Below are 22,080 nucleotides of genomic sequence, written 5' to 3'. Positions count from 1 at the left end.
GGCGGTCGTCGCTCCGGCCACGTGTGGTGCCTCCTGCGTCAGCGGTTCCTGTTGGCGGCGATCGCCTCGTACACCATGCCGACCAGCAGCTCGTCGGCGTCCCGGCGGCCGAACTCGGCGGCGGCGCGGGACATCTCGTACAGCCGGTGCGGGTCACCGAGCACCGGAACGACGTTGTTCTGCACCCACTGCGGAGTCAGCTCGGCGTCGTCGACCAGCAGACCGCCGCCGGCCTTGACCACCGGCTGGGCGTTGAGCCGCTGCTCGCCGTTGCCGATCGGCAGCGGGACATACGCGGCGGGCAGCCCGACGGCGGAGAGTTCGGCGACGGTCATCGCCCCCGCGCGGCACAGCATCATGTCGGCGGCGGCGTACGCGAGATCCATCCGGTCCACGTACGGTACCGGGATGTACGGCGGCATACCGGGCATGTTGTCCACGTGCGGCAGTTCGTTCTTCGGGCCGACCACGTGCAGGATCTGGATCCCGGAGCGCTGCAGCACCGGGGCGACCTGCTGAATCACCTCGTTGAGCCGGCGCGCGCCCTGAGAGCCGCCGGAGACCAGCAGGGTGGGCAGGTTGGGGTCGAGGCCGAACGCGGCGCGGGCCTCGGGGCGGACGGCGGCCCGGTCCAGGGTGGCGATGGTCCGGCGCAGCGGGATGCCGACGTAGCGGGCGTTGCGGAGCTTGCTGTCGGGCGTGGAGACGGCGACGGCGTGGGCGTACCGGGAGCCGATCTTGTTGGCCAGGCCGGGCCGGGCATTGGCCTCGTGGACGATGATCGGCACGCCCAGCCGCTTGGCAGCGAGGTAGCCGGGCAGCGCCACATAGCCGCCGAAGCCGACCACGCAGTCGGCCTTGGTGCGGGTGAGGATCTCCTCCGCGGCCTTGATGGTGCCGCGCAGCCGTCCGGGGACGGTGATCAGCTCGGGGGTGGGCTTGCGCGGCAGCGGAACGGCGGGGATCAGTCCCAGCTCGTAGCCGCGCGCCGGCACCAGACGGGTTTCCAGACCGCGTTCCGTTCCGAGGGCCGTGATGCCCACGGTCGGGTCCTGCCTGCGCAGGGCGTCCGCGAGGGCGAGCGCCGGCTCGATGTGGCCGGCGGTCCCCCCACCGGCGAGTACGACATGCACCGAAATTCACCGCTCTCCGGACGGCCGCCTTTTGACGCGCCGTCTCATCGACTTCCAAATCGGCCCGGAACGCTTCCAGCCGGACTTCGGCTGCCGCATTGCGAGCGCCGCGCGCGCGGCCGGCTCCTCACGCGCGAAGGCGATGAGCAGTCCGACCGCGAACATGGTCGGCAGCAGGGCGGACCCTCCGTAGGAGAACAGCGGGAGCGGGACTCCGGCGATCGGCAGCAGACCGAGCACCGCACCGATGTTGATCACGGCCTGGGCCGTGATCCAGGTGGTCACGCCTCCCGCGGCATACCTCACGAAGCTGTCCTCCGTGCGTCCGGCCACGCGGATACCCGCATAGCCTAGAGCCGCGAACAGACCCAGTACCGACAGCGTCCCTGCCAGTCCCAGTTCCTCCCCGGTGATGGCAAAGATGAAGTCATTGTGCGCTTCGGGTAGTTCTCCCCATTTTTCCACACTGGCGCCGAGGCCGGAACCGAACCATCCGCCGGAGGCGAGGGCGAAAATTCCGTGGACCGCCTGCCAGCATTCACCTTTGGGCCCCAGGTCGGTCGCGCCGATGCAGGAGAGTCGCTCCATCCGGTGCGGGGCGGTCTTGATGAGCACCGCGCCGATGGTCGCGGCGATCGACAGCACCCCGACGAACAGCCGGGTCGGGGCGCCCGCCAGCCACAGCAGGCCGAACAGGATGGCGCACAGGATCATCGCGGTGCCCATGTCCCCGCCCAGCATGATGAGTCCGAGCAGCAGGAAGGCCACCGGCACCAGCGGGACCAACAGGTGCTTCCACTGGCTCAGCAGCCCCTTGTCGCCCTTGCGGGCCAGCAGGTCGGCGCCCCACAGGATCAGCGCCAGCTTGCCGAACTCGCTGGGCTGCAGCATGAAGGGGCCGCCGAGCGAGATCCAGTTCTGGTTGCCCTGGATGGAGACCCCTATCCCGGGGATCTGGACGAGGACCATCAGGAAGAGGGTTGCGGCCAGTACCGGATAGGCCAGCGCCCGGTGCAGTTTCACCGGCATCCGGGAGGCGGTCAGCAGCAGCCCGGTGCCGATCGCGGCAGCGAGGAACTGCTTCTGGAAGAAGTACGACGGGGCCAGGCCGAGCTGGAGCGCCTTGATCATGGAGGCGCTGTAGACCATCACCAGGCCGAGCACGGTAATGAGCAGCGCACTGCCGAAAATCAGGTAATACGCAGTGAGCGGCCGGTCCCAGGTCCGGCGCAGCTGACGGTAGGTACGCCGGAACCCGGCCAAGGGCCCTGGCCCGGGCCTCTTGGCACTCCCCGCGGGCCGTTTACGAAGCGGTGCCCTGGTGGCGGTGGGCCGCCGCCCCGGCAGCATCTGCTTGGCCGGCATCTGTCGTCTTCCCCTCCACTCGTACGAGCAGCCGGTCGGACAGACCCTAGGCGCTCTGCCCCGCGGCCAGTTCGCGCACCGCGTCGGCGAACGCGTCCCCGCGCCTGCTGTAGTTCGCGAACATGTCCATCGACGCACAGGCAGGTGCCAGCAGGACGGTGTCGCCCGGCTCGGCGAGGTGGGCCGCTTCCCGGACCGCTGCCAGCATCGCCTCAGTGTCGGTCCGGTCGAGGTCGACGACCGGCACATCGGGGGCGTGTCGCGCCAGCGCGTCCCGGATCAGCGCCCGGTCGGCGCCGATCAGCACCACGCCGCGCAGCCGCTTCGCCGACTTCCTTACCAGCTCGTCGAAGGTGGCGCCCTTGGCGAGGCCGCCGGCGATCCAGACGATCGGCTCGTAGGCGGCCAGCGAGGCCTCGGCGGCGTGCGTGTTGGTCGCCTTGGAGTCGTCGATGTACGTGACCCCGCCGACCTCGGCCACGTGACTGATCCGGTGCGCGTCCGGGCGGAAGTCGCGCAGCCCGTCGCGGACCGCGCGCGGCTCCACGCCGAAGGCGCGGGCCAGGGCGGCGGCGGCCAGGGCGTTGGCGATGTTGTGCGGGGCGGGCGGGTTGACGTCCGCGACCTCGGCGAGCTCCTGGGCGTTCTTCTGCCGGTTCTGCACGAAGGCGCGGTCGACGAGGATCCCGTCGACCACACCGAGCATGGAGGGCCCGGGGGCGCCGAGGGTGAAGCCGATGGCACGGCAGCCTTCGACCACGTCCGCGTCCTCGACCAGCTTCTCGGTCCAGGAATCGGCCGCGTTGTAGACGCAGGCCACCGTGTTGCCCTCGTAGATCCGGCCCTTGTCGGCGGCGTACGCCTCCATGGAGCCGTGCCAGTCGAGGTGGTCGGGGGCCAGGTTGAGCACGGCCGCGGAGTGGGCGCGCAGGCTGGGGGCCCAGTGCAGCTGGTAGCTGGAGAGCTCCACGGCGAGTACGTCGTACTCCTGGTCGCCGAGCACCACGTCGATGATGGGGGTGCCGATGTTGCCGACGGCCGCGGTGCGCAGGCCGGCGGCGCGCAGCATCGAGGCCAGCATCTGGGTGGTGGTGGTCTTGCCGTTGGTGCCGGTGATGGCCAGCCATTCCGCTGCGGCGGCCGGTGCGGGCCGGTCCTGCGGTGCCCCGGCGGCTGCGGTCGGCCCGGCCTGGCCCGGCTCCGCGGCAGCGCGGGCCGCGCGGAGCGCGACGCCGGCGTCGCGGAGGCGCCAGGCGATCTCGACGTCGCCCACGACGTCGACGCCGGCCGCGGCTGCCGCGGCGAACAGCGGGCTGTCCGGGCTCCAGCCGGGCGAGGTGACGACCAGCTCGGTGCCCTCGGGGAGGGTCTCCCCGGCCCGGGCGCCGTCGGGCAGGTGCCCGAGCCGGGCCTCGATGCCCAGCTCGGCCAGCACGGCAGCCTTCGCCCGGTGGGCGTCCCCGTCGCCGTTGTCGACGACCGTGACGCTCGCGCCGAGCCCGGCCAGGGCGCTGGCGGCACTGATGCCGCTCACGCCGAGCCCGGCGACGGTGATGCGGCGCGGCAGCCCGTACCGCTCGAGCACGTCGGCGCCGAGGACGGCGGCCAGGGCCGCGGTTCCGGCGGCGGACCCGACGGCAGGGTGCTGCTGCGCGTTGCTCACTTGTCGGCTGCCCATCCCGCGTAGAAGAGACCCAGACCCACGATCACGCACATGCCCTGGATGATCCAGAACCGGACCACCACAAGGACTTCGGACCACCCCTTGAGTTCGAAGTGGTGCTGGAGCGGGGCCATCCGGAAGACCCGCTTCCCGGTGAGGCGGAAGGAGCCGACCTGGATCACCACGGACATGGTGATGAGGACGAAGAGGCCGCCGAGCAGGGCGACCAGCAGCTCGGTGCGGGAGCAGATGGCGAGGCCCGCGAGGGCACCGCCGAGCGCCAGCGAGCCGGTGTCACCCATGAAGATCTTGGCGGGCGAGGTGTTCCACCACAGGAAGCCGAAGCAGGCGCCCATCAAGGCGGAGGCGACCACGGCGAGGTCGAGGGGGTCGCGGACCTCGAAGCAGGCGGTCGGGTTGGTCAGGGTCTCCGCGTTGGCGCAGGCCTCCTGGTACTGCCAGACGCCGATGAAGGTGTACGCGCCGAAGACCATCACGGCGGCGCCGGTGGCCAGGCCGTCCAGACCGTCGGTGAGGTTCACGCCGTTGGACATCGCCAGGATCATGAACAGCGCCCAGACGACGAACAGCACCGGGCCGATCGACCAGCCGAAGTCGGTGACGAAGGACAGCTTGGTCGAGGCCGGGGCCAGCCCGCGCGAGTCCTTGAACTGGAGTGCGAGCACCGCGAAGGCGATGCCGACGATCAGCTGGCCGGACATCTTGGCCTTGGCCCGCAGACCCAGCGACCGGCGCTTGACGATCTTGATGTAGTCGTCCAGGTAGCCGACCAGGCCCATGCCGGCCATGAGGAAGAGCACCAGCAGACCCGAGAAGGTCGGCTCACTGCCGGTGATGACCTTCGTCAGGGCGTACGCGACGAGCGTGGCCAGGATGAAGGAGATACCGCCCATGGTGGGCGTGCCCTTCTTCCCGGCGTGGCCGCGCGGGCCGTCGTCCCGGATGAACTGGCCGTAGCCCTTGCGGGCCAGCAGCTTGATCAGCAGCGGGGTGCCGATGACGGTGAGGAACATACCGATGACACCCGCGAACAGGATCTGCCTCATCGGGCGGCAACCTCACCATCGCTGTCGAGCAGCGCCTGCGCGACCCGCTCCAGACCTGCGGACCTGGATGCCTTCACCAGCACGACGTCTCCCGGGCGCAGTTCACTGCGCAACAGGTCGACCGCCGCCTGCGCGTCGGACACGAGCACCGACTCCTCACCCCACGAACCCTCGTTATATGCGCCCAGTTGCAGCCAGGACGCTTCCCTGCCCCCGACTGCGACGAGCTTGCTCACGTTGAGCCGGACGACGAGTCGTCCGACCGCGTCGTGCTCGGCGAGCGAGTCGTCACCGAGCTCGGCCATCGGGCCGAGCACCGCCCACGTGCGCCCCCCGCGCTCCTGGGCGGCTCCGCCCATCGCGGCAAGTGCGCGCAGTGCGGCCCGCATGGACTCGGGGTTCGCGTTGTAGGCGTCGTTGACGACCGTCACGCCGTCCGCCCGCTCGGTGACCTCCATACGCCAGCGGGAGAGCGTGCCCGCGCCGGAGAGCGCGGTGGCGATCTCGGTTGTGGACATGCCCAGCACATGGGCGACGGCGGCTGCGGCGAGCGCGTTCGACACGTGGTGCTCACCGTACAGCCGCAAGGTCACATCGCTGCACCCGGAGGGTGTGTGCAGTGTGAAGGAAGGTTGTCCCAGGGGGGTCATCCGGACATTGGTGGCCCGGATGTCGGCGTCCTCGGCCTCTCCGAAGAGGACCGTACGGGCCTTGGTGCGCGCGGACATGGCGCGGACCAGCAGGTCGTCGGCGTTGAGGACGGCCACGCCGCCCTCGGCCTCGGCCGGCAGGGCCTCGACCAGTTCGCCCTTGGCCTGGGCGATGGCCTCGCGACCGCCGAACTCGCCGATGTGGGCGGTGCCGACGTTCAGGACCAGGCCGATCCGGGGCGGGGTGAGGCGGGTGAGGTAGGCGATGTGGCCGATCCCGCGGGCGCCCATCTCCAGGACCAGGTGCCGGGTTTCCCCGGTGGCCCGCAGCGTCGTGATCGGAAGGCCGATCTCGTTGTTGAGGTTGCCCGGGGTCCACACGGTCGGTGCGTGGTGCTGGAGGACCTGGGCGATGAGGTCCTTGGTGGAGGTCTTGCCGGCCGAACCGGTCAGGGCCACCACATCGGTGCCGATCCGGGCGACGACCGCGCCGGCCAGGGCGCCGAGGGCGGCGACGACGTCGGGGACGACGATCGCGGGAACGCCGACGGGGCGGGTGGCCAGCACGGCGGTGGCGCCGGCGGCGATCGCCCGGTCGGCGAAGTCGTGGCCGTCGACCCGTTCGCCGACGAAGGCGGCGAACAGGCTGCCGGACTCGACCTCCCGGGAGTCGTAGACGACCGGTCCGGTCACCAGGGCGGACGGATCCGGTATGTCGTGGAGCTGCCCGCCGGTGATGTCGGCGATCTCGGCGAGGGAGAGGGGGATCACTTAGTTCACCTCGGCCTGTCGAACGGATTCGGTCTTCTCGAGCTTCTCGATGGCGCTGCGGAGGACCTCGCGGTCGTCGAACGGCCGGACCACCCCCGCGGTGTCCTGCCCCTGCTCGTGCCCCTTGCCGGCCACCAGGACTGTGTCCCCGGGCTCGGCGCGGGCGACGGCCGCGGCAATGGCGGCGGCCCGGTCGGCGTCGACCAGGACGGTGCCGCGCTCCTGTGCCGGGACGGACACGGCGCCTTCGAACATCGCGGCGAGGATCTTCAGGGGGTCCTCGGAGCGCGGGTTGTCCGAGGTCAGCACGGCAGTGTCGGCGAACCGGGCGGCGGCGGCACCCATCGGGGCGCGCTTGGTGGTGTCGCGGTCGCCGCCGCAGCCGAGGACGATGTGCAGCTTGCCGGTGGTGACCTCGCGCAGGGCCCGCAGGACCGATTCGACGGCGTCCGTCTTGTGCGCGTAGTCGACGACGGCGAGGTACGGCTGTCCGGCGTCGACCCGCTCCAGCCGGCCGGGCACGCCGGGGACGGCGGCGATGCCGTCGGCGGCGGTCTGCGGGTCCACTCCGGCGGCGGCCAGGGTGACAACGGCGGCGACGGTGTTGGCCACGTTGAACGGGCCGGGCAGCGGGGCGGTGGCGCTGATCCGCTGTCCCTCGGGGCCGAGCAGGGTCAGGGTGGAGCCCATGTGGCCGAAGACCACGTCCTCGGCCCGCCAGTCGGCGGCCGGATCCCCGGCGGCGGAGAAGGTGACCACCGGGATCGGCGACTCCTTGGCCAGCCGGCGGCCGTACTCGTCGTCGAGGTTCACCACGCCCAGGCGGGCCCGGGCCGGTGTGAACAGCTGTGCCTTGGCCTGGAAGTAGTCCTCCATGCCGGTGTGGAATTCCATGTGCTCGGGGCTGAGGTTGTTGAAGACGGCGACGTCGAAGACGCAGCCGTCGACCCGGCCGAGCACCAGGGCGTGGCTGGATACCTCCATGGCGACGGCCTCGACCCCGCGCTCCCGCATGACGGCGAAGAGCGCCTGGAGGTCGGTGGCCTCGGGGGTGGTGCGCTCGGACTTGATCCGCTCGTCGCCGATCCGCATCTCGACGGTGCCGACCAGTCCGGTGGTACGGCCGGCCCCGCGCAGTCCGCCTTCGATGAGGTAGGCGGTGGTGGTCTTGCCGGAGGTGCCGGTGATGCCGATCTGGAGCAGGCCCTCGCCCGGGTGTCCGTAGATGGCGGCGGCGAGCTCGCCCATCCGGCCGCGCGGGTTCTCCACGACCAGCAGCGGCAGACCGGTGGCGGCGGCGCGGTCGGCGCCGGCCGGGTCGGTCAGGATCGCGGCGGCACCGAGGCCGGCGGCCTGGGCGGCGAAGTCGGCGCCGTGCAGGCGGGCGCCGGGCAGGGCCGCGTACACATCACCGGGGCGGACCGCCCGCGAGTCGTGGGTGATGCCGGTGATCTGCGCCCGCATCTCCGGAGCGGCGGTTCCCAGCAGGGCTGCCAGGTCGCCGAGCGGGCTCGGGCGGACGGCAGCGGGCCGGGGCGCTCCCGGCGGCGCTGCCGGGGGCTTCTGGGCGGTTCTGGGCTGATCAGCGTGGGGCACGGCGGTGAGCGTACCGGGCGCAGCGGGCCCGTCGGGAATTGAGGGGCCCCGGCCGCTTCGGTTCCCGTTTTGGTTCCCGGGATTCGGGGTGATCGTTGTCACTGATGGTGCCTCGCGCTTTTCTGGACGCCGGCTGGGGTCACTGGCCGGGCTGGAAGGTGACCGGCAGACCGGCGGGTGCGGTTCCGGTGGGGGCGACCTGGAGGGTCTTGAGGGCGAACTCCATGACTTTCTTGTAGATGGGTCCGCAGATCTGGCCGCCGAAGTAGCTGCCCTTGGTGGGGTTCTGGATGGCGCAGTAGACGGTGATCCGCGGGTCGTCGGCGGGGGCGAAGCCGGCGAAGGAGGCGGTGTAGCCCTTGTAGCGGCCGGTGGCCGGATCCACTCGGTTGGAGGTGCCGGTCTTGCCGCCGACCCGGTAGCCGGGGATCTTCGCCTTGGTGCCGGTGCCCTCCTGGTCGTCGACCACGGATTCGAGCATCTGCGCCAGGGTCTTGGCGGTGTCCTCGCTGACCACCCGGGACTTCTCGGGGGCGGGAGCGGGGGTGAACCGGCCGTCGGGGCCCTTGAACCCGCGGACCAGCGTGGGTTCGATCCGGACGCCGCCGTTGGCGATGGTGGAGTACACGGAGGCGGCCTGCATGGCGTTGAGGGACAGGCCCTGGCCGAAGGGGATCGTGAACTGCTGGGAGGTGGACCAGTCCTCGGGCGCGGCGAGGATGCCGCGGGACTCGCCCGGGTAGTTGAGGCCGGTGGGCCGGCCGAGGCCGAATTTGGTCAGGTAGGAGTGGAGGACCTTGTTGGCCTCGGGCTGGGTGCGGCCGAGCTGGCCGGTGGCCAGGATGGTGCCGATGTTGCTGGACTTGGCGAGGACCCCGTTGAGGGTCAGGTACCAGGTCGGGTGGTCGATGTCGTCCTTGAACAGCCGGTCGCCGCGGTGCAGCCGGTTGGGGACGGTCACATGGGTGCCGGGGGTGGCCTTCTTCTCCTCCAGGACGGCGGCCATGGACATCACCTTGGCGGTGGAGCCGGGCTCGTAGACGTCCTGGAGGGCGGCGTTCCCCATGGCCGTGGACTTGGCCTTGGTGAGGTCGTTCGGGTCGAAGCCGGGGGCGTTGGCCATGGCCAGGACCTCGCCGGTGCGGGTGTCCTGGACGATCACGTAGCCGCGGTCGGCCTGGGACTTCTCGACCTGTTCGGCGATGGCGTTCTGGGCGGCCCACTGGATGTCGCGGTCGATGGTCAGTTCGATGTCCTGGCCGGGAACGGCGGGCTTCTCGCTGGAGCCGGCCGTGGGGATTTGGCGACCGCCGGACTGGGCGTAGGTGACCTCGCCGTCCTGGCCGGCCAGTTTGCCGTCGAGGGAGGACTCCAGGCCGCCGCCGCCGTCGCCCTCGGCATTGACGTAGCCCAGTATCCCGGCGGCCAGGCTGCCGTTGGGGTAGACCCGCTTGCTGCTCTCCTCGCTGAAGATCCCGGCGAGGACGTTGGCGCCGGGCCCGTTGTTCTTCTTGTCGGCGGTGGCCTTGTCGGCGAAGACCCGTTTGAGGTCCTTGATCTGGTTCCAGACCTGGGGGGTCTGGCGGCGGGCGAGCAGCACGTAGCGGGTGCTCTTGGTCCGGAGCCGGTCCGCCAGTTCCTTGGCGTCCTTGTTCAGGATCGGCGCGAGGAGGGCGGCGGCCTGTTCCGGGGCGTCCGGGGCCTTGCTCTCCTTGGCCGTGAACATGGACGGGTCGGCGGTGATGTCGTACGCGTCCACGCTGGTGGCGAGGGCGACGCCCTTGCGGTCGGTGATGTCGCCGCGCTCGGCGGCCAGGGTGTAGCTGGTGTACCTGTTCTTCGAGGCGACGGCCGAGAAGGTGGAGGCGTCCACGGCCTGGACCTGGAGCAGCCGGACCACGAAGGCGAGCATGACCAGGGTCAGCCCGATGCCGACCAGGCGCAGCCGGGGCCGGGGGCTGCCGAGCCGGATGGTGTGCGGGGTGCGGAGGGCGGTGGGCCGCCGGGTGGCGGGCCGGCTCGCGGGCCGGGCGGCGGGCCGGGCGCCGCCCTGCGGTCGCCGGGGCCGCGTCGGGCCGGGCACCCGCCGCCGCGGCGGCTCCTGCGGGCTCATCCGGCCACTGCCGGGGCGGGGCGGTGCAGGGCGGGAAGGTGCGGTGCGGGGAGCGGCCCGGCGGGGCGGGCCGGGGCTGGCGCCGGGTGGGTCACGTCGTCACCGTCCGGGGGTCGGGGTGGACTGCGGGGGTACCGGGTTCGGCGGGGCTGCGGAGGGCGGGGTGCCGGCGTCCGGGGTGGGGTTCGCGGGCCCGGCGGGGTACGTGGGGCCGGAGGCGGCCGGGTCGGAGGCGCTCGGGGCGGGGGCGGCCGGGTCGGGGGCCGCCGGGAGGGAGGCGCCCTGGGCGGCCGGCGCCTGCGAGGCGGAGGTCGGCGACGCGGGCGGCGGCGGGGTCTCGGCGGCGGTGGCGGTACCGGTGGTCTTGCCGTCCGGGCCGAGGAAGACCGGGCTGCCACCGGGGACCATGCCGAGTTCGCGGGCCCGGCGCTCCAGCGCGTCGGGCGCCGAGTGGGCGTCCACATCGCGCTGGAGGGCCTGCTGCTCGTCGGTGAGCGCGGTGGTCTCCTTCTTCAGCCGGCTCAGCTGGAAGGAGCCCTGGTTGAGCGCCGAGTTCAGCAGCAGCAGGCTGATCAGCCCGCCGCCGAGCAGCACGACGACCAGCAGGACGAAGGGGGTACGGGCGGCCTGCCCGGGCCCCGAGCCGGCGGGCCGGGGCCCGCGCGGGCGCCGCCCGCCCAGCCGCGCGACCCGCATCCGCGTCGCAGTGGCCACCTTGCTCACGCTTCCTCCCGGTCGACGGCCGCGCGCCGCGGCGCCCGACTCACAGTCTGGCCTCGCGGATGCGTTGGACCCCCCGCAGCCGGGCGGGGGCGGCCCGGCGGTTCTCGGCGACCTCCTCCTCCGTGGGGAGTTCCGCGCCGCGGGTCAGCAGCTTCAGCTTGGGCTGGTACTTCTCCGGCACCACCGGCAGGCCGGGCGGCGCGGTGGAGGCGGCACCCGCCGCGAAGACCGTCTTGACCAGGCGGTCCTCCAGCGAGTGGTAGGACAGGACGGCGATCCGGCCGCCGACCGCGATCCGGTCCACCGCGGCCGGAATGGCCCGCTCCAGGACCGACAGCTCGCCGTTGACCTCGATCCGCAGCGCCTGGAAGGTGCGCTTGGCCGGGTTGCCGCCGGTCCGCTTGGCCGCCTGCGGAAGGGCGTCGCGGATGAGCTCGACCAGGCGGGCGCTGTTGGTGAAGGGCTCCTTGTCCCGCTCCCGGACGATCGCGGACACGATCCGCTTGGCCTGCTTCTCCTCGCCGTAGGCGCGCAGGATGCGGACCAGCTCGCCCGCCGGGTAGGTGTTGAGCACCTCCGCCGCGCTCATCCCGGTGCTCTGGTCCATGCGCATGTCCAGCGGTGCGTCCTGGGCGTACGCGAACCCGCGGTCGGCCTCGTCCAGCTGCATGGAGGAGACGCCCAGGTCGAAGAGGACGCCCTGGACGGCCGGGATGCCGAGCCGGTCCAGCACCTCGGGGAGCTCGTCGTACACGGCGTGCACCAGGGTCGCCCGGTCGCCGTACGGGGCGAGCCGCTCGCCGGAGAGCCGCAGGGCCTCCTTGTCGCGGTCCAGCGCGATCAGCCGGACCTCCGGGAACTGCCGGAGCAGGGCTTCGCTGTGGCCGCCGAGGCCGAGGGTGCAGTCGACGACGACCGCCCCGGGGGCCTCCAGCGCCGGGGCCAACAGGTCCAGGCACCGCTGGAGCATCACCGGGACATGTCGGGATTCGCTGGTCAAGGCGCCCTCTCAGATAACGGCGCGGCAGTCGTATGCGTAGGCGTACGCACCGCGCACGCGGGTCTTTGTCGGCTGGGGTCCGTCCGGGCCCGAGACCGTGTCGGCGAGGTGCGGCCGGGCCCCCGGCCGGTTTCGCGTCACTTTAGTCCAACGGTCGCCGCGGTCAACGAACCGGCCCGTGACCGGTGTGGCCCGCCTCCACCGAATCCGCAAAAGCCGCGAATCACCCGTCCGGCGGCCTCCTCCCCACCCCTGTGGATTAGCTCACACAAAGGTTCGTTGACGTTCTTTGTCCGCCCTCACACAAGGCCTTCACCAGCAGTGACGACTACCGTCTTAGACATGACGACTTCCGCACACCTGCCTGCCGACTCCGCACTCGAGCCCGGTTCCCACGGTCTCGGGAACACCGTCACGGACCGCCTGGTCGCGGCGAACCGCGCCTACGCCGCCCGCTTCACCGACCCCGGCATGGACGCCCGCCCCGTCCTCGGGGTGGCCGTGGTGGCCTGCATGGACGCCCGGCTCGACCTGCACGCCGCCCTCGGCCTGGAGCTCGGCGACTGCCACACCATCCGCAACGCGGGCGGAGTGGTCACCGACGACACCATCCGGTCGCTCACCATCAGCCAGCGCGCCCTGGGCACCCGCAGCGTCATACTCATCCACCACACCGGCTGCGGCCTGGAGCGCCTCACCGAGGACTTCCGGCACGAGCTGGAGCTCGAGGTCGGCCAGCGCCCCGCCTGGGCCGTGGAGTCCTTCCGGGACGTCGACCAGGACGTCCGCCAGTCCATGCAGCGGGTCCGCACCAACCCCTTCCTGCCGCACAAGGACGATGTGCGAGGCTTCGTCTTCGACGTCCACACCGGCCTGCTGCGGGAGATCGACCCCGCCTCTTGAGTGACACGGGGCGGTCACGGCGTCAAGAATGCGGGAGGAACGCCACCCCGGCGGTTTCTTCGTCCGGGGTCAGGCGTCCCCATTTTTGATCGTTTTTGGGTGTTTGGGGTGGAGAACCAGGTGACGACCTACGACGACCGTGCCAGCCTCGCGGATCTGACCAGCACCGCGGAACGGGTGCGCAGGTCGGTGGAGAGCGTGATCGAGGGGAAGCCCGAGGTCGTACGGATCGCCCTGACCGTGCTGCTCGCCGAGGGCCACCTGCTGATCGAGGACGTGCCCGGGGTCGGCAAGACCATGCTGGCCAAGACCCTGGCCAAGTCCATCGACTGCTCGGTGCAGCGCATCCAGTTCACTCCGGACCTGCTGCCCTCCGACATCACCGGCGTCAGCATCTACGACCAGCAGCGCCGGGAGTTCGAGTTCAAGCCCGGCGCGATCTTCGCCCAGATCGTGATCGGCGACGAGATCAACCGCGCCTCGCCGAAGACCCAGTCCGCGCTGCTGGAGTCGATGGAGGAGCGCCAGGTCACCACCGACGGGCAGACCTACGAGCTGCCCTCGCCGTTCATGGTGGTCGCCACCCAGAACCCGGTGGAGATGGAGGGCACCTACCCCCTCCCCGAGGCCCAGCGCGACCGCTTCATGGCCCGGGTCTCCGTCGGCTACCCCAGCCCGGCCGCCGAACTGCAGATGCTCGACGTGCACGGCGGGCTGTCCCCGCTGGACGACCTCCAGGCCGTGGCCCACGCCCACGACATCATCAAGCTGATCGAGGCCGTCCGCGAGGTGTACGTCGCCGAACCCGTCCGGCGGTACATCGTCGACCTGGTCGCCGCCACCCGCACCCACGCCGACCTCCGGCTGGGCGCCTCCCCGCGGGCCACCCTGCACCTGCTGCGCGCCGTGAAGGCCTCCGCCGCGCTGTCCGGCCGGGACTACGTCCTGCCCGATGACGTCCAGGCGCTGGCCGCCCCGGTGCTCGCGCACCGGCTGCTGCCCACCGCGCAGGCCCAGCTGAACCGGCGGACGGCCGAGCAGGTCGTCGCCGACATCCTGCAGCGGACCCCGGTGCCCGCCGCGCACCCGCAGGCCGGACACCCGCAGTCCGCGCCCCCGCAGGCCGCGCCCCTGCACTCCGGTCAGCCGCACGCCGGCCAGCCGCACCCCCTGCACCCGCAGGCCGGGCCGGCGCAGCCGGGCGTCCGGGGCTACTGATGGCCACCGGTGCCCCTGGCGGTGCCGGTGGCGAGAGCGGCGGGCTGCGCAGCGCGCTGTCCGGGCTCACCACCCGCGGCCGGTCCTTCCTGGCCGCGGGCCTCGCCGCGGCCGTCTGCGCCTTCGTGCTCGGCCAGACCGCCCTGCTCCAGGTCGGTCTGCTGATCACCGTGCTGCCGCTGCTCTGCGTGTACGCCCTGCACCGCACCCGGTACCGGGTCTCCGGCAGCCGCCGGCTGACCCCGGTGCGGGTGCCGGCCGGCTCCGAGGCCCGGGTGCAGCTGCGCATGGACAACGTGTCCCGGCTGCCCACCGGTCTGCTGATGCTCCAGGACCGGGTGCCGTACGTGCTGGGGCCCCGGCCGCGGTTCGTCCTGGACCGGGTCGAGCCCGGCGGGCGCCGCGAGGTGTCCTACCGGGTCCGCTCCGACCTGCGCGGACGCTATCCGCTGGGCCCGCTCCAGCTGCGGCTGGCCGACCCGTTCGGGCTGGTCGAGCTGACCCGGTCGTTCAGCACCTACGACACCCTCACCGTGATTCCGCGTACCGAGCCGCTGCCGCCGGTCCGGCTGACCGGCGAGGCCAACGGCTACGGCGAGGGCAACCAGCGGTCGCTGGCCCTGGCCGGCGACGACGATGTGATCCCGCGCGGCTACCGGTACGGCGACGACCTGCGCCGGGTGCACTGGCGCTCCACCGCGCGCTACGGCGAGCTGATGGTGCGCCGCGAGGAGCAGCCGCAGCGGGCCAGGGCCACCGTGCTGCTGGACACCCGGCAGGTGGCGTTCCAGGGCGCCGGACCGGACTCGGCCTTCGAATGGGCCGTCTCCGGGGCCGCCTCCGCCCTGCTGCACCTGCTCGAACGCGGCTTCTCCGTACGCCTGCTGACGGACACCGGGGACGCGGCGCCCGGCGAGGGCGGCGGCGGGTTCTCGGCGGGCGGCGGGGCGGAGTCCGCGGAGGCCGCCGGGCTGATGATGGACACCCTGGCCGTGGTCGGGCACTCCGACAACACCGGGCTGTCCCGCGCCTACGATGCCGCCCGCAGCGGCAACGAGGGCCTGCTGGTCGCCTTCTTCGGCGACCTGGACGACGCCCAGGCCGATCTGGCGGCGCGGATGCGGCAGCGCACCGGCGGCGCGGTGGCCTTCGTACTGGACTCCGCGGCCTGGACCGGCCGGACCGCCCCGGCGGGCGCGCCCGATCCGGCCGCGAAGCGGGTGCACCGGCTGCGCGAGGCGGGCTGGACGGCCCTGGCCGTCCCGCCCGGGGCCGCCTTCGGCGAGCTGTGGCGGCAGGCCGGGGCGGGCGCCCCGGCCGCCGGTGAGATGCCTCTGGGCACGGGAACTTCGGGTGCGGGGGGCTGGTCATGAGCGGCCGGACGAGACTGACGCTGTTCGCCCTGCTGGCGACGCTGCTGACGGCGGTGTCGCTGGCGCCGCTGGTGGACTCGCAGACCTGGCTGCTCCAGGCCTGCTGGCTGCTGGCGGTGCAGAGCGGGGTCGGCGCGCTGTGCCGGCGGGTGCCGCTGGCCCGGTCCCTGACCGTGGCCGCGCAGCTGCTGGTGTCGCTGGTGCTGCTGGTGCTGCTGTTTGCCGGCGAGGGCCGGGCCGCCGAGGCCGGCGGGGCGGGCGCCCAGCTGTTCACCGGCCTCGGGACCCTGTACCAGGAGGGTCTGGCGGACGTCGGCGAGTACGCCATACCGGCACCGCAGACGGACGGGATCCGGCTGCTGCTGGTCTCCGGGGTGCTGCTGATCGGGCTGCTGGTCGACCTGCTGGCGGTGACCTTCCGGACCGCCGCGGCGGCCGGACTGCCCCTGCTCGCCCTGTACTCGGTGGCGGCGGGGCTGTCCGGCGACAACGCCTGGCTGCTGTTCGTCCTGGCCGGCTCCGGCTACCTGCTGCTCCTGCTCGCGGAGAGCCGGGACCGGCTGGCCCAGTGGGGCCGGGTCTTCGGCGGCGGCGCCCGCGGCCCGGGCGGCTCCGGGTCGTCCGGCGGGCAGCCGCTGGCGCCGGTGCGCACCGGCCGGCGGATCGGCGCGGTGGCCGTGCTGATCGCGCTGGGCGCGGCGTACGTGCTGCCCACGCCCGACGGCGGGTTGGTGGGCCCCGGCAGTGAAGGCGGCGGCAGCGGTCCCGGCGGCGGGACGATCTCGGCGGTGAACCCGCTGGTCGCGCTGCAGAGCAGCCTGACCGCGCAGGACGACCGGGTGGTGCTGCGGTACCGCACGGACAACAAGCAGCCCGACCAGTACTTGCGGATCGTGTCGCTGGACGAGTTCGACGGCGTCGAGTGGAAGTCCTCCGGGCGCAGCCTCACCGAGGTCCCGGACCGGCTGCCGCGGGTGCCGGGGCTGAGCGACCAGGTCCGGCTGGCCGGGACCGAGGTCCGCACGAGCGTCTCGGCCGCCGAGGACTACGTACAGCGCTACCTGCCGATGCCGTACCCGGCGACCCAGGTGGAGATCAAGGACGGGCGCTGGCGGTTCGAGCAGGTGGGCCGGACCGTGATCGGCGACGACCTCGGCAAGGGCAAGAAGCAGACGGTGCAGGGCGCGCAGTACACGGTGAGCAGCCTGGCGCTGCGGCCTTCCGCCCAGCAGCTGTCCTCCGCGCCCAAGCCGCCGGCCGCGTTCGTGGAGGAGTTCACCCGGCTGCCGGCGGACCTGCCGATGGTGGTGGCGGATACGGCCCGTTCGGTGACCCGGGGTGCGAAGGACGACTACGCGAAGGCCCTGAAGCTGCAGAACTGGTTCGCGGTCAAGGAGAACGGCGGGTTCACGTACAACACGAAGACCTCCTCCGGTTCGGGTTCGCAGGCCATCGTCCGCTTCCTGCGGGACAAGGAGGGCTTCTGCGTCCACTTCTCCTTCTCCATGGCGGCGATGGCCCGCTCGCTGGGGATCCCGGCGCGGGTCGCGGTCGGGTTCACCCCGGGCAGCTCGCTGTCGGACGGCAGCATGCAGGTCACCATGAAGGACGCGCACGCCTGGCCCGAGCTGTACTTCGAGGGGGTGGGCTGGACCCGGTTCGAGCCCACGCCGACCCGGGGCACCGCCCCGGACTACACGCGGCCGGAGACCCCGGCCACCCAGCCTTCGGCCCCGGCCCCGCTGCCCTCGCAGAGCTCGGCCGCGCCGGCGCCGGTCCCGTCGGGCTCGGCGGACACCTGCCCGCCGGAGCGGAAGCGGCTGGGCGACTGCGACACCGCGGCGGCCCCGGGCGCCGGCCCGGAGGGCGAGGACTTCCCGTGGGGGACGGTCCTGGGCTTCGTGGGGCTGGGTCTGCTGGTGGCGGCGGTTCCGTTGCTGCCGCTGCTGTGGCGTGGCCGGGTACGGGCCCGGCGGCTGGGCACCGGTGAGCCGCTGGAGGCGTGGCGGGAGCTCGGCGATGCGGCCTGGGACGTGGGCATCACCCCGGACGATGCCCTGTCGCCGCGGCGGGCCGCGGCGCGGATGGTGGAGCTGGGCTCGCTGGAGCCGGCGGCGGCGGAGGCCGTGCACCGGCTGGCGGGAGCGGTGGAGCGGGTGCTGTACGCGCCGCCCGGCGCGGCGGCTGGGTCGGAGGGCTTGGCGGCGGATGTGCTTTCGGCCCGGGCGGCCCTGCTGGCGGGCGTCGGGCGTGGTCGCCGACTCCGGGCACTACTCCTGCCCAGGTCGGCGGCGCGGCTGGGCTGGGCCCTGACGGCCCGCTGGACGGCCCTGGCCGCCCGCACGGCCACCACCCTGTCGAAGCTCCCCCGCCCGAAGCGCACCTGACACCCCCACAGCGGAGCCCCCGACCCCCCGGCCGGGGGCTCCGCTGCGCGGTCTTTGCCCGGAACCCGGGTCGTCCGACCCCGGTCCCCCGGGCGGGCCCCCGCTGCGCGGGGCCATTCCCCCACCCCGCCCCTCCCCGAAACCGGGACCTGCGGCCCCGGACCCCGCCTGTGGGGCTCCGCCCCACACCCCGGGTGCCCAGGCTCCGCCCGGCACCCCGTTCTCGGGGCTCCGCCCCGGACCCCACGCGGGGCTCTGCCCCGGACCCCGTGCGGGGGCCCCGCCCGGCTCGCAGCCTGCAGCGGCGGACCGAGCCCCAAATAAACTCAGCCCGCTCCGCGGCCCCGTGTCCGCGGTGCGGGCCGAGTTGCCCCTGTCCCTGCACTCCCAGTCTGGCGATGCCGCAGGTGGGAGCCCATCCGTGCGCGTGCTCATCCGCGTCTGGGTACGGGTACTCAGTTCTACGCGCCCCGCGCATGGCCGGGACACCGCCGACCGGGGGTCAGCGGCTGCCGCTGACCCGCCCGCGCAGCAGCAGCGACAGCGCGGAGTGGACGTCGTCCAGGGACCGTTCGCGTTGGAAGGACTGCCAGTCCAGCGCGGCCACCAGCACCATGCCGACCAGCGCGGCAGCAGTCAGCGGCACATCGATCTCGGCGCTGAGCTCACCGCGTTCGACGCCCTCCCGCAGGACCGTCTCGACCACCGCGACCGCCTCCTGCCGGACCACCATCAGGGTGGACTGCCAGGCCCGGTTGGTGCGCCAGAGTTCGGCCACGTACAGCTGGGTGAAGGCGGGGTAGCGGTCGATGAAGACCAGGCCGGCCCGGATCATGGCGTCCAGCGCCTCGACCCTGCTGCCGCCGCGCGCTTCGGTCTCCTCCGCGGCGGTCCGCAGCGAGGCGGTCAGCAGGCCGACCCCGTGCCGCAGCAGTTCCTCGAAGAGGTCCGTCTTGCTGGCGAAGTTGTAGTAGACGGTGCCTTTCGCAACGCCCGCCCGTTCGGCGATCTCGTCGACCGTGGTCGCGGAGAAGCCCTTCTCGGCGATGAGCGTGACGGCCGCTTCGTAGAGCTTCTGCCGGGTGGCCCGCCGCCTGGTGGTGCCGCCGCCGGTGCCGGTGCTGCCGGTGCTGCTGGTGCTGCTTTCCATGTGGCTGATTCTCACAGGTCCTTTACAGGCTCAGGTCCGGATGCAGCCGGTCCATCGTCCACACCTGCTTGCCGCGGGCGGCCAGCGCGGTGAGCGCCAGCGCGCCGACGGTGAAGCCCGTCAGGACGGCGCAGCCCTGCCAGACGGGGGTGAGGTCGCCTCCGCTGATGAGTTTGCGCAGGCTTTCGACCACGTAGGACATCGGCAGGTAGGGGTGGATGGCGTTGAAAAATCCGGGGCTGGTCTGCACCGGGTAGGTGCCGCCTGCCGAGGTCAGCTGGAGCATCAGGACGGCGAGGACCAGGATCCGGCCGGCCGCGCCGAACTTGGCGTTGAGCCACTGCACGATCGCGGCGAAGCAGCCGGTGACCAGGGCCAGGAAGCCGATGGTGGCGGCCGGGTGGGCCATTTCCAGGCCGAGGCCGAAGTGCAGGACGGTCATCAGCAGGGCCACTTGGAGGACGCCGAGGGAGGCGACGGGCAGCCAGCCGGCCAGGGCGATCCGCCACGGCGAGGCGCCGGCGGCGAGGGCCCGGCGGTTGACCGGGGCGATCAGCATGTACGCGACCATCGCGCCGACCCAGAGGGAGAGCGGGATGAAGTACGGGGCGAAGCCGGTGCCGTAGTTGGGGGCCTTGTTCAGCGTCTGGGCGGCCAGCCGGACCGGGTCGGCCATGACCTCGGTGCGGGCCTCGCGCTGCTGCTGGTCGTAGTCGGGGATCTGCCCGGCGCCCTCGTGCAGGCCGGAGGCGAGTTCGCCGGAGCCGTCGACGAGCTTGAAGATGCCGCCGTCCAGGCTGTGCGCTCCGTCGCCCAGCTTGCCGACGCCGGTGTCGATCTTCGCCGAGCCCGAGCTGGCGGAGGTGAGGCCGGTGTGCAGCTTGTCCATGCCGGTGGCGACCTTCTGGGCGCCGGTGTTGAGGGCGTTGACCTTGGCGACGGCGGCGTCGAGGTCGGCGGAGAGGGCCGGGGCCTTCTCGGCCACGTCGCGGGCCTTGTCCTCCAGGTCGGTGAGCTGCCCCTTGAGCTTGTCGAGGTCGCCGTCGGAGGCCTTGACCACGGCGTTGACGTCACCGGCGAGTTCTGCGGCCTCGGCTGCGCCGTCCTTGAGCTCCTTCAGTTTGGGGCAAGTGGCGGGCAGCGGCTTGGTGCCCTTGGTGCAGGTCTGCGCGTAGACGTCGTCGGCCCAGTCGGAGACCTTCTTGGTGGCGGTGGCGGCGCCCGGGGCCTTCTCGGTGAAGCCGTCGAGGTGCTTGCGGACGGTCCGGGCGGAGTCGGCGACCAGTTCGGCCTGGGCGGCGAGGCTCTTGGGGTCCTTGAGGAAGGGGCGGGCCTTGGTGGCGGCGCCGTTGACCTTGTCGGCGAGGCTCTGGGTCCCGGAGGCGATCTTCCTGGTACCGGTCTCCAGTTCGCCGGCCGCCGAGTTGAGCGTCTTGAGGCCGCCGGCCAGCTCGCCGGTCTTCTCCTTGGCGGTGTCCAGGCCGTCGGCGAGGTCCTTGGCGCCCTTCTTGGCCTGGACGGTGCCGTCCTTGAGCTGGGTGGCGCCGTCGGCGGCCTCGGTGGTCTTGTCGTGCAGGTCGGAGAAGGAGACGAAGATCTTGTCGAGGAAGCCGCGGGAGGCGTTGCTGGACGCGGCGGCGCGGACCTCGGAGAAGACGGTCTTGGAGATCGAGCCGACGATGTAGTTGTTGGCGTCGTTGGTGCGGACTTGGAGGGCGCCGGTGGTGGGGTCCTCGCCGGAGCTGGAGGCGATCCGCTCGCTGAAGTCGGCGGGCATGGTGAGCGTGAGGTAGTAGGTGCCGTTCTCGAGCCCCTTGGCGGCCTCGTCCGCGCCGACCTCGTTCCAGCCGAAGGTCTTGCTGTCCTTCAGCTTCCCGGCGATCTCGTTGCCGGCGTCGATGCGCTTGCCGTCGACGGTGGCACCGCGGTCGGCGTTGACGAGCGCGACGGGCACCTTGTCGAGGCGGCTGTACGGGTCCCAGAACGAGCAGAGGTACAGGGCGCCGTAGAGCAGCGGCAGCAGGAGCAGGGCGACGAGCGCGGCGCGCGGCAGCTTTCCCCTGCCGAAGCGCTTGAGCTCAAGCGCGGCCAGCTTCGGCGATCGCATCGGCCGTCTCCTCCTTCGTGTCCTTTGTGTCCTTCGTGTCCTTCGTGATGTCGGTGGTGTCGGTGGTGTCGGTGGAGCCCCCCGGCTCCACCGACACCACCGGCTCCACCGCGGCCGGCGCGGCCGGCTCGGTCTGACGGGTGCGCAGCAGCACCGCGTCGGACGGGGCCTCGCTGCACACCGCCAGGACGGTGGTGCCCGCGGCGGCCAGGCCGCGCAGCAGGGACCAGGCCTCGCTGCGTTCCGCGTCGGAGAGCTTCAGGTCGGTGTCGTCGACGGCCAGCAGGCGCGGTCCGCCCAGCAGGGCGATGGCCACCGAGAGGCGGAGGGACTCCAGGCGCTCCAGGTCGCGTACCGAGGTGCGCGGGCCCTTGGGGAGCGCGGCCATGTCCAGGCCCGCCTCGGCGAGGGCGGCGTCGATCCGGGCGGCGGTCGCGGCGGCCCGTTCCCGCGGGGACCGGAGCAGTGCGCGGACCGGGCCCTCGTAGCGGCGCTGGAGCAGCGCGCCCTCGCGCAACTGCTCGGCGACGGTCAGCGCCGGGTCCAGGTCGGTGACCCCCGGGACCGGGCCGAGCCCGGCGATCCGGCGGACCGCTCCCATCGCCTTGGGCAGCCGGTGGCCGGCCACCTCCGCATGCCCCTCGGTGGCCTTCATACGGCCGGTGAGGGCCAGCAGCAGGCAGGTGCGTCCGCTGCCGGACGGGCCCTCGACGGCGATGAGCGAGCCGGGGGCGGCGTCGATGTCCACGCCCCGGAAGACCCAGCCGCGCGGGCCCTTGAGTCCGAAGTTCGCGGCCTTGACGGCCGCGCCGTGCGGGCTGTCCACGCCCTCCCCCTTCATCCACCCCGTTTTTTGAACTG

Annotated in this window: 16 protein-coding genes; 4 read left to right on the top strand and 12 right to left on the bottom strand. The window is 72.6% G+C overall.

Annotated elements, in window-relative coordinates; translation table 11 throughout:
• Positions 1-38 precede the first annotated feature (38 nt).
• The 9 genes from murG to rsmH all read right to left on the bottom strand — a co-directional run bounded on the left by murG (position 39) and on the right by rsmH (position 12,081).
• The gene (gene murG, locus ABT123_RS09630; protein WP_351311492.1) at positions 39-1,133 is read right to left on the bottom strand and encodes an undecaprenyldiphospho-muramoylpentapeptide beta-N-acetylglucosaminyltransferase; all 1,095 of its coding nucleotides are present in this window, start codon (positions 1,131-1,133) and stop codon (positions 39-41) included.
• A 6-nt stretch (positions 1,134-1,139) separates the two neighbouring features.
• Entirely contained in the window at positions 1,140-2,498 is a 1,359-nt protein-coding gene (gene ftsW / locus ABT123_RS09625) for a putative lipid II flippase FtsW (RefSeq protein WP_351311490.1), read from the bottom strand.
• 46 nt (positions 2,499-2,544) lie between these two features.
• Positions 2,545-4,176 carry a UDP-N-acetylmuramoyl-L-alanine--D-glutamate ligase gene (murD, locus tag ABT123_RS09620; protein ID WP_351311488.1) on the bottom strand — a complete coding sequence of 544 codons (1,632 nt, stop codon included), beginning with the start codon at positions 4,174-4,176 and terminating at the stop codon, positions 2,545-2,547.
• Positions 4,158-5,228, bottom strand: a complete 1,071-nt coding sequence (mraY, locus tag ABT123_RS09615) for a phospho-N-acetylmuramoyl-pentapeptide-transferase (RefSeq protein WP_351311487.1) — start codon at positions 5,226-5,228, stop codon at positions 4,158-4,160. The genes murD and mraY overlap by 19 nt, the downstream gene beginning before the upstream one ends.
• Entirely contained in the window at positions 5,225-6,649 is a 1,425-nt protein-coding gene (locus tag ABT123_RS09610) for a UDP-N-acetylmuramoyl-tripeptide--D-alanyl-D-alanine ligase (protein WP_351311485.1), read from the bottom strand. Before ABT123_RS09610 ends, mraY begins: the two co-directional genes overlap by 4 nt.
• Entirely contained in the window at positions 6,650-8,347 is a 1,698-nt protein-coding gene (locus tag ABT123_RS09605) for a UDP-N-acetylmuramoyl-L-alanyl-D-glutamate--2,6-diaminopimelate ligase (protein ID WP_351311483.1), read from the bottom strand.
• A 37-nt stretch (positions 8,348-8,384) separates the two neighbouring features.
• Positions 8,385-10,358 (bottom strand): peptidoglycan D,D-transpeptidase FtsI family protein, encoded by a 1,974-nt coding sequence (locus ABT123_RS09600; RefSeq protein ID WP_351311481.1) that lies wholly within the window; start codon positions 10,356-10,358, stop codon positions 8,385-8,387.
• A gap of 99 nt (positions 10,359-10,457) precedes the next feature.
• Positions 10,458-11,081 (bottom strand): cell division protein FtsL, encoded by a 624-nt coding sequence (ftsL, locus tag ABT123_RS09595; protein WP_351311479.1) that lies wholly within the window; start codon positions 11,079-11,081, stop codon positions 10,458-10,460.
• Positions 11,082-11,121: 40 nt separating this feature from the next.
• Positions 11,122-12,081 (bottom strand): 16S rRNA (cytosine(1402)-N(4))-methyltransferase RsmH, encoded by a 960-nt coding sequence (gene rsmH, locus ABT123_RS09590; protein ID WP_351311477.1) that lies wholly within the window; start codon positions 12,079-12,081, stop codon positions 11,122-11,124.
• Between the two features lie 342 nt (positions 12,082-12,423).
• Between rsmH and ABT123_RS09585 the strand changes: the two genes are divergently transcribed.
• The 4 genes from ABT123_RS09585 (at position 12,424) to ABT123_RS09570 (ending at position 17,962) form a co-directional block, all read left to right on the top strand.
• Complete coding sequence (locus tag ABT123_RS09585) at positions 12,424-12,984, top strand: beta-class carbonic anhydrase (RefSeq protein ID WP_351311475.1); 561 nt, start codon at positions 12,424-12,426, stop codon at positions 12,982-12,984.
• A 120-nt stretch (positions 12,985-13,104) separates the two neighbouring features.
• Positions 13,105-14,202 (top strand): AAA family ATPase, encoded by a 1,098-nt coding sequence (locus ABT123_RS09580; protein WP_351311474.1) that lies wholly within the window; start codon positions 13,105-13,107, stop codon positions 14,200-14,202.
• Positions 14,202-15,575 (top strand): DUF58 domain-containing protein, encoded by a 1,374-nt coding sequence (locus tag ABT123_RS09575; protein ID WP_351311472.1) that lies wholly within the window; start codon positions 14,202-14,204, stop codon positions 15,573-15,575. The genes ABT123_RS09580 and ABT123_RS09575 overlap by 1 nt, the downstream gene beginning before the upstream one ends.
• Positions 15,572-17,962, top strand: coding sequence for a transglutaminaseTgpA domain-containing protein (locus ABT123_RS09570; protein WP_351311471.1), 2,391 nt, complete (start codon positions 15,572-15,574; stop codon positions 17,960-17,962). Before ABT123_RS09575 ends, ABT123_RS09570 begins: the two co-directional genes overlap by 4 nt.
• Before the next feature lie 502 nt (positions 17,963-18,464).
• On the opposite strand, the gene ABT123_RS09565 is transcribed toward ABT123_RS09570, so the two are convergent.
• From ABT123_RS09565 to ABT123_RS09555, 3 genes are read right to left on the bottom strand one after another with little or no spacing between them, the layout of a single operon-like run.
• A complete protein-coding gene (locus tag ABT123_RS09565; protein ID WP_351311469.1) occupies positions 18,465-19,112 on the bottom strand; it encodes a TetR/AcrR family transcriptional regulator in 648 nt (215 codons plus the stop codon).
• Between the two features lie 22 nt (positions 19,113-19,134).
• Positions 19,135-21,219: a YhgE/Pip family protein gene (locus ABT123_RS09560; protein WP_351311467.1), complete on the bottom strand. Its 2,085-nt coding sequence runs from the start codon at positions 21,217-21,219 to the stop codon at positions 19,135-19,137.
• A complete protein-coding gene (locus ABT123_RS09555) occupies positions 21,191-22,045 on the bottom strand; it encodes an ATP-binding cassette domain-containing protein (RefSeq protein ID WP_351311465.1) in 855 nt (284 codons plus the stop codon). Before ABT123_RS09555 ends, ABT123_RS09560 begins: the two co-directional genes overlap by 29 nt.
• Between the last annotated feature and the right edge of the window lie 35 nt (positions 22,046-22,080).

It is taken from the genome of Streptomyces sp. NPDC002054, from assembly GCF_040296685.1.
Lineage (GTDB): Bacteria > Actinomycetota > Actinomycetes > Streptomycetales > Streptomycetaceae > Streptomyces.
This window is presented reverse-complemented; position numbering and strand designations above follow the sequence as displayed.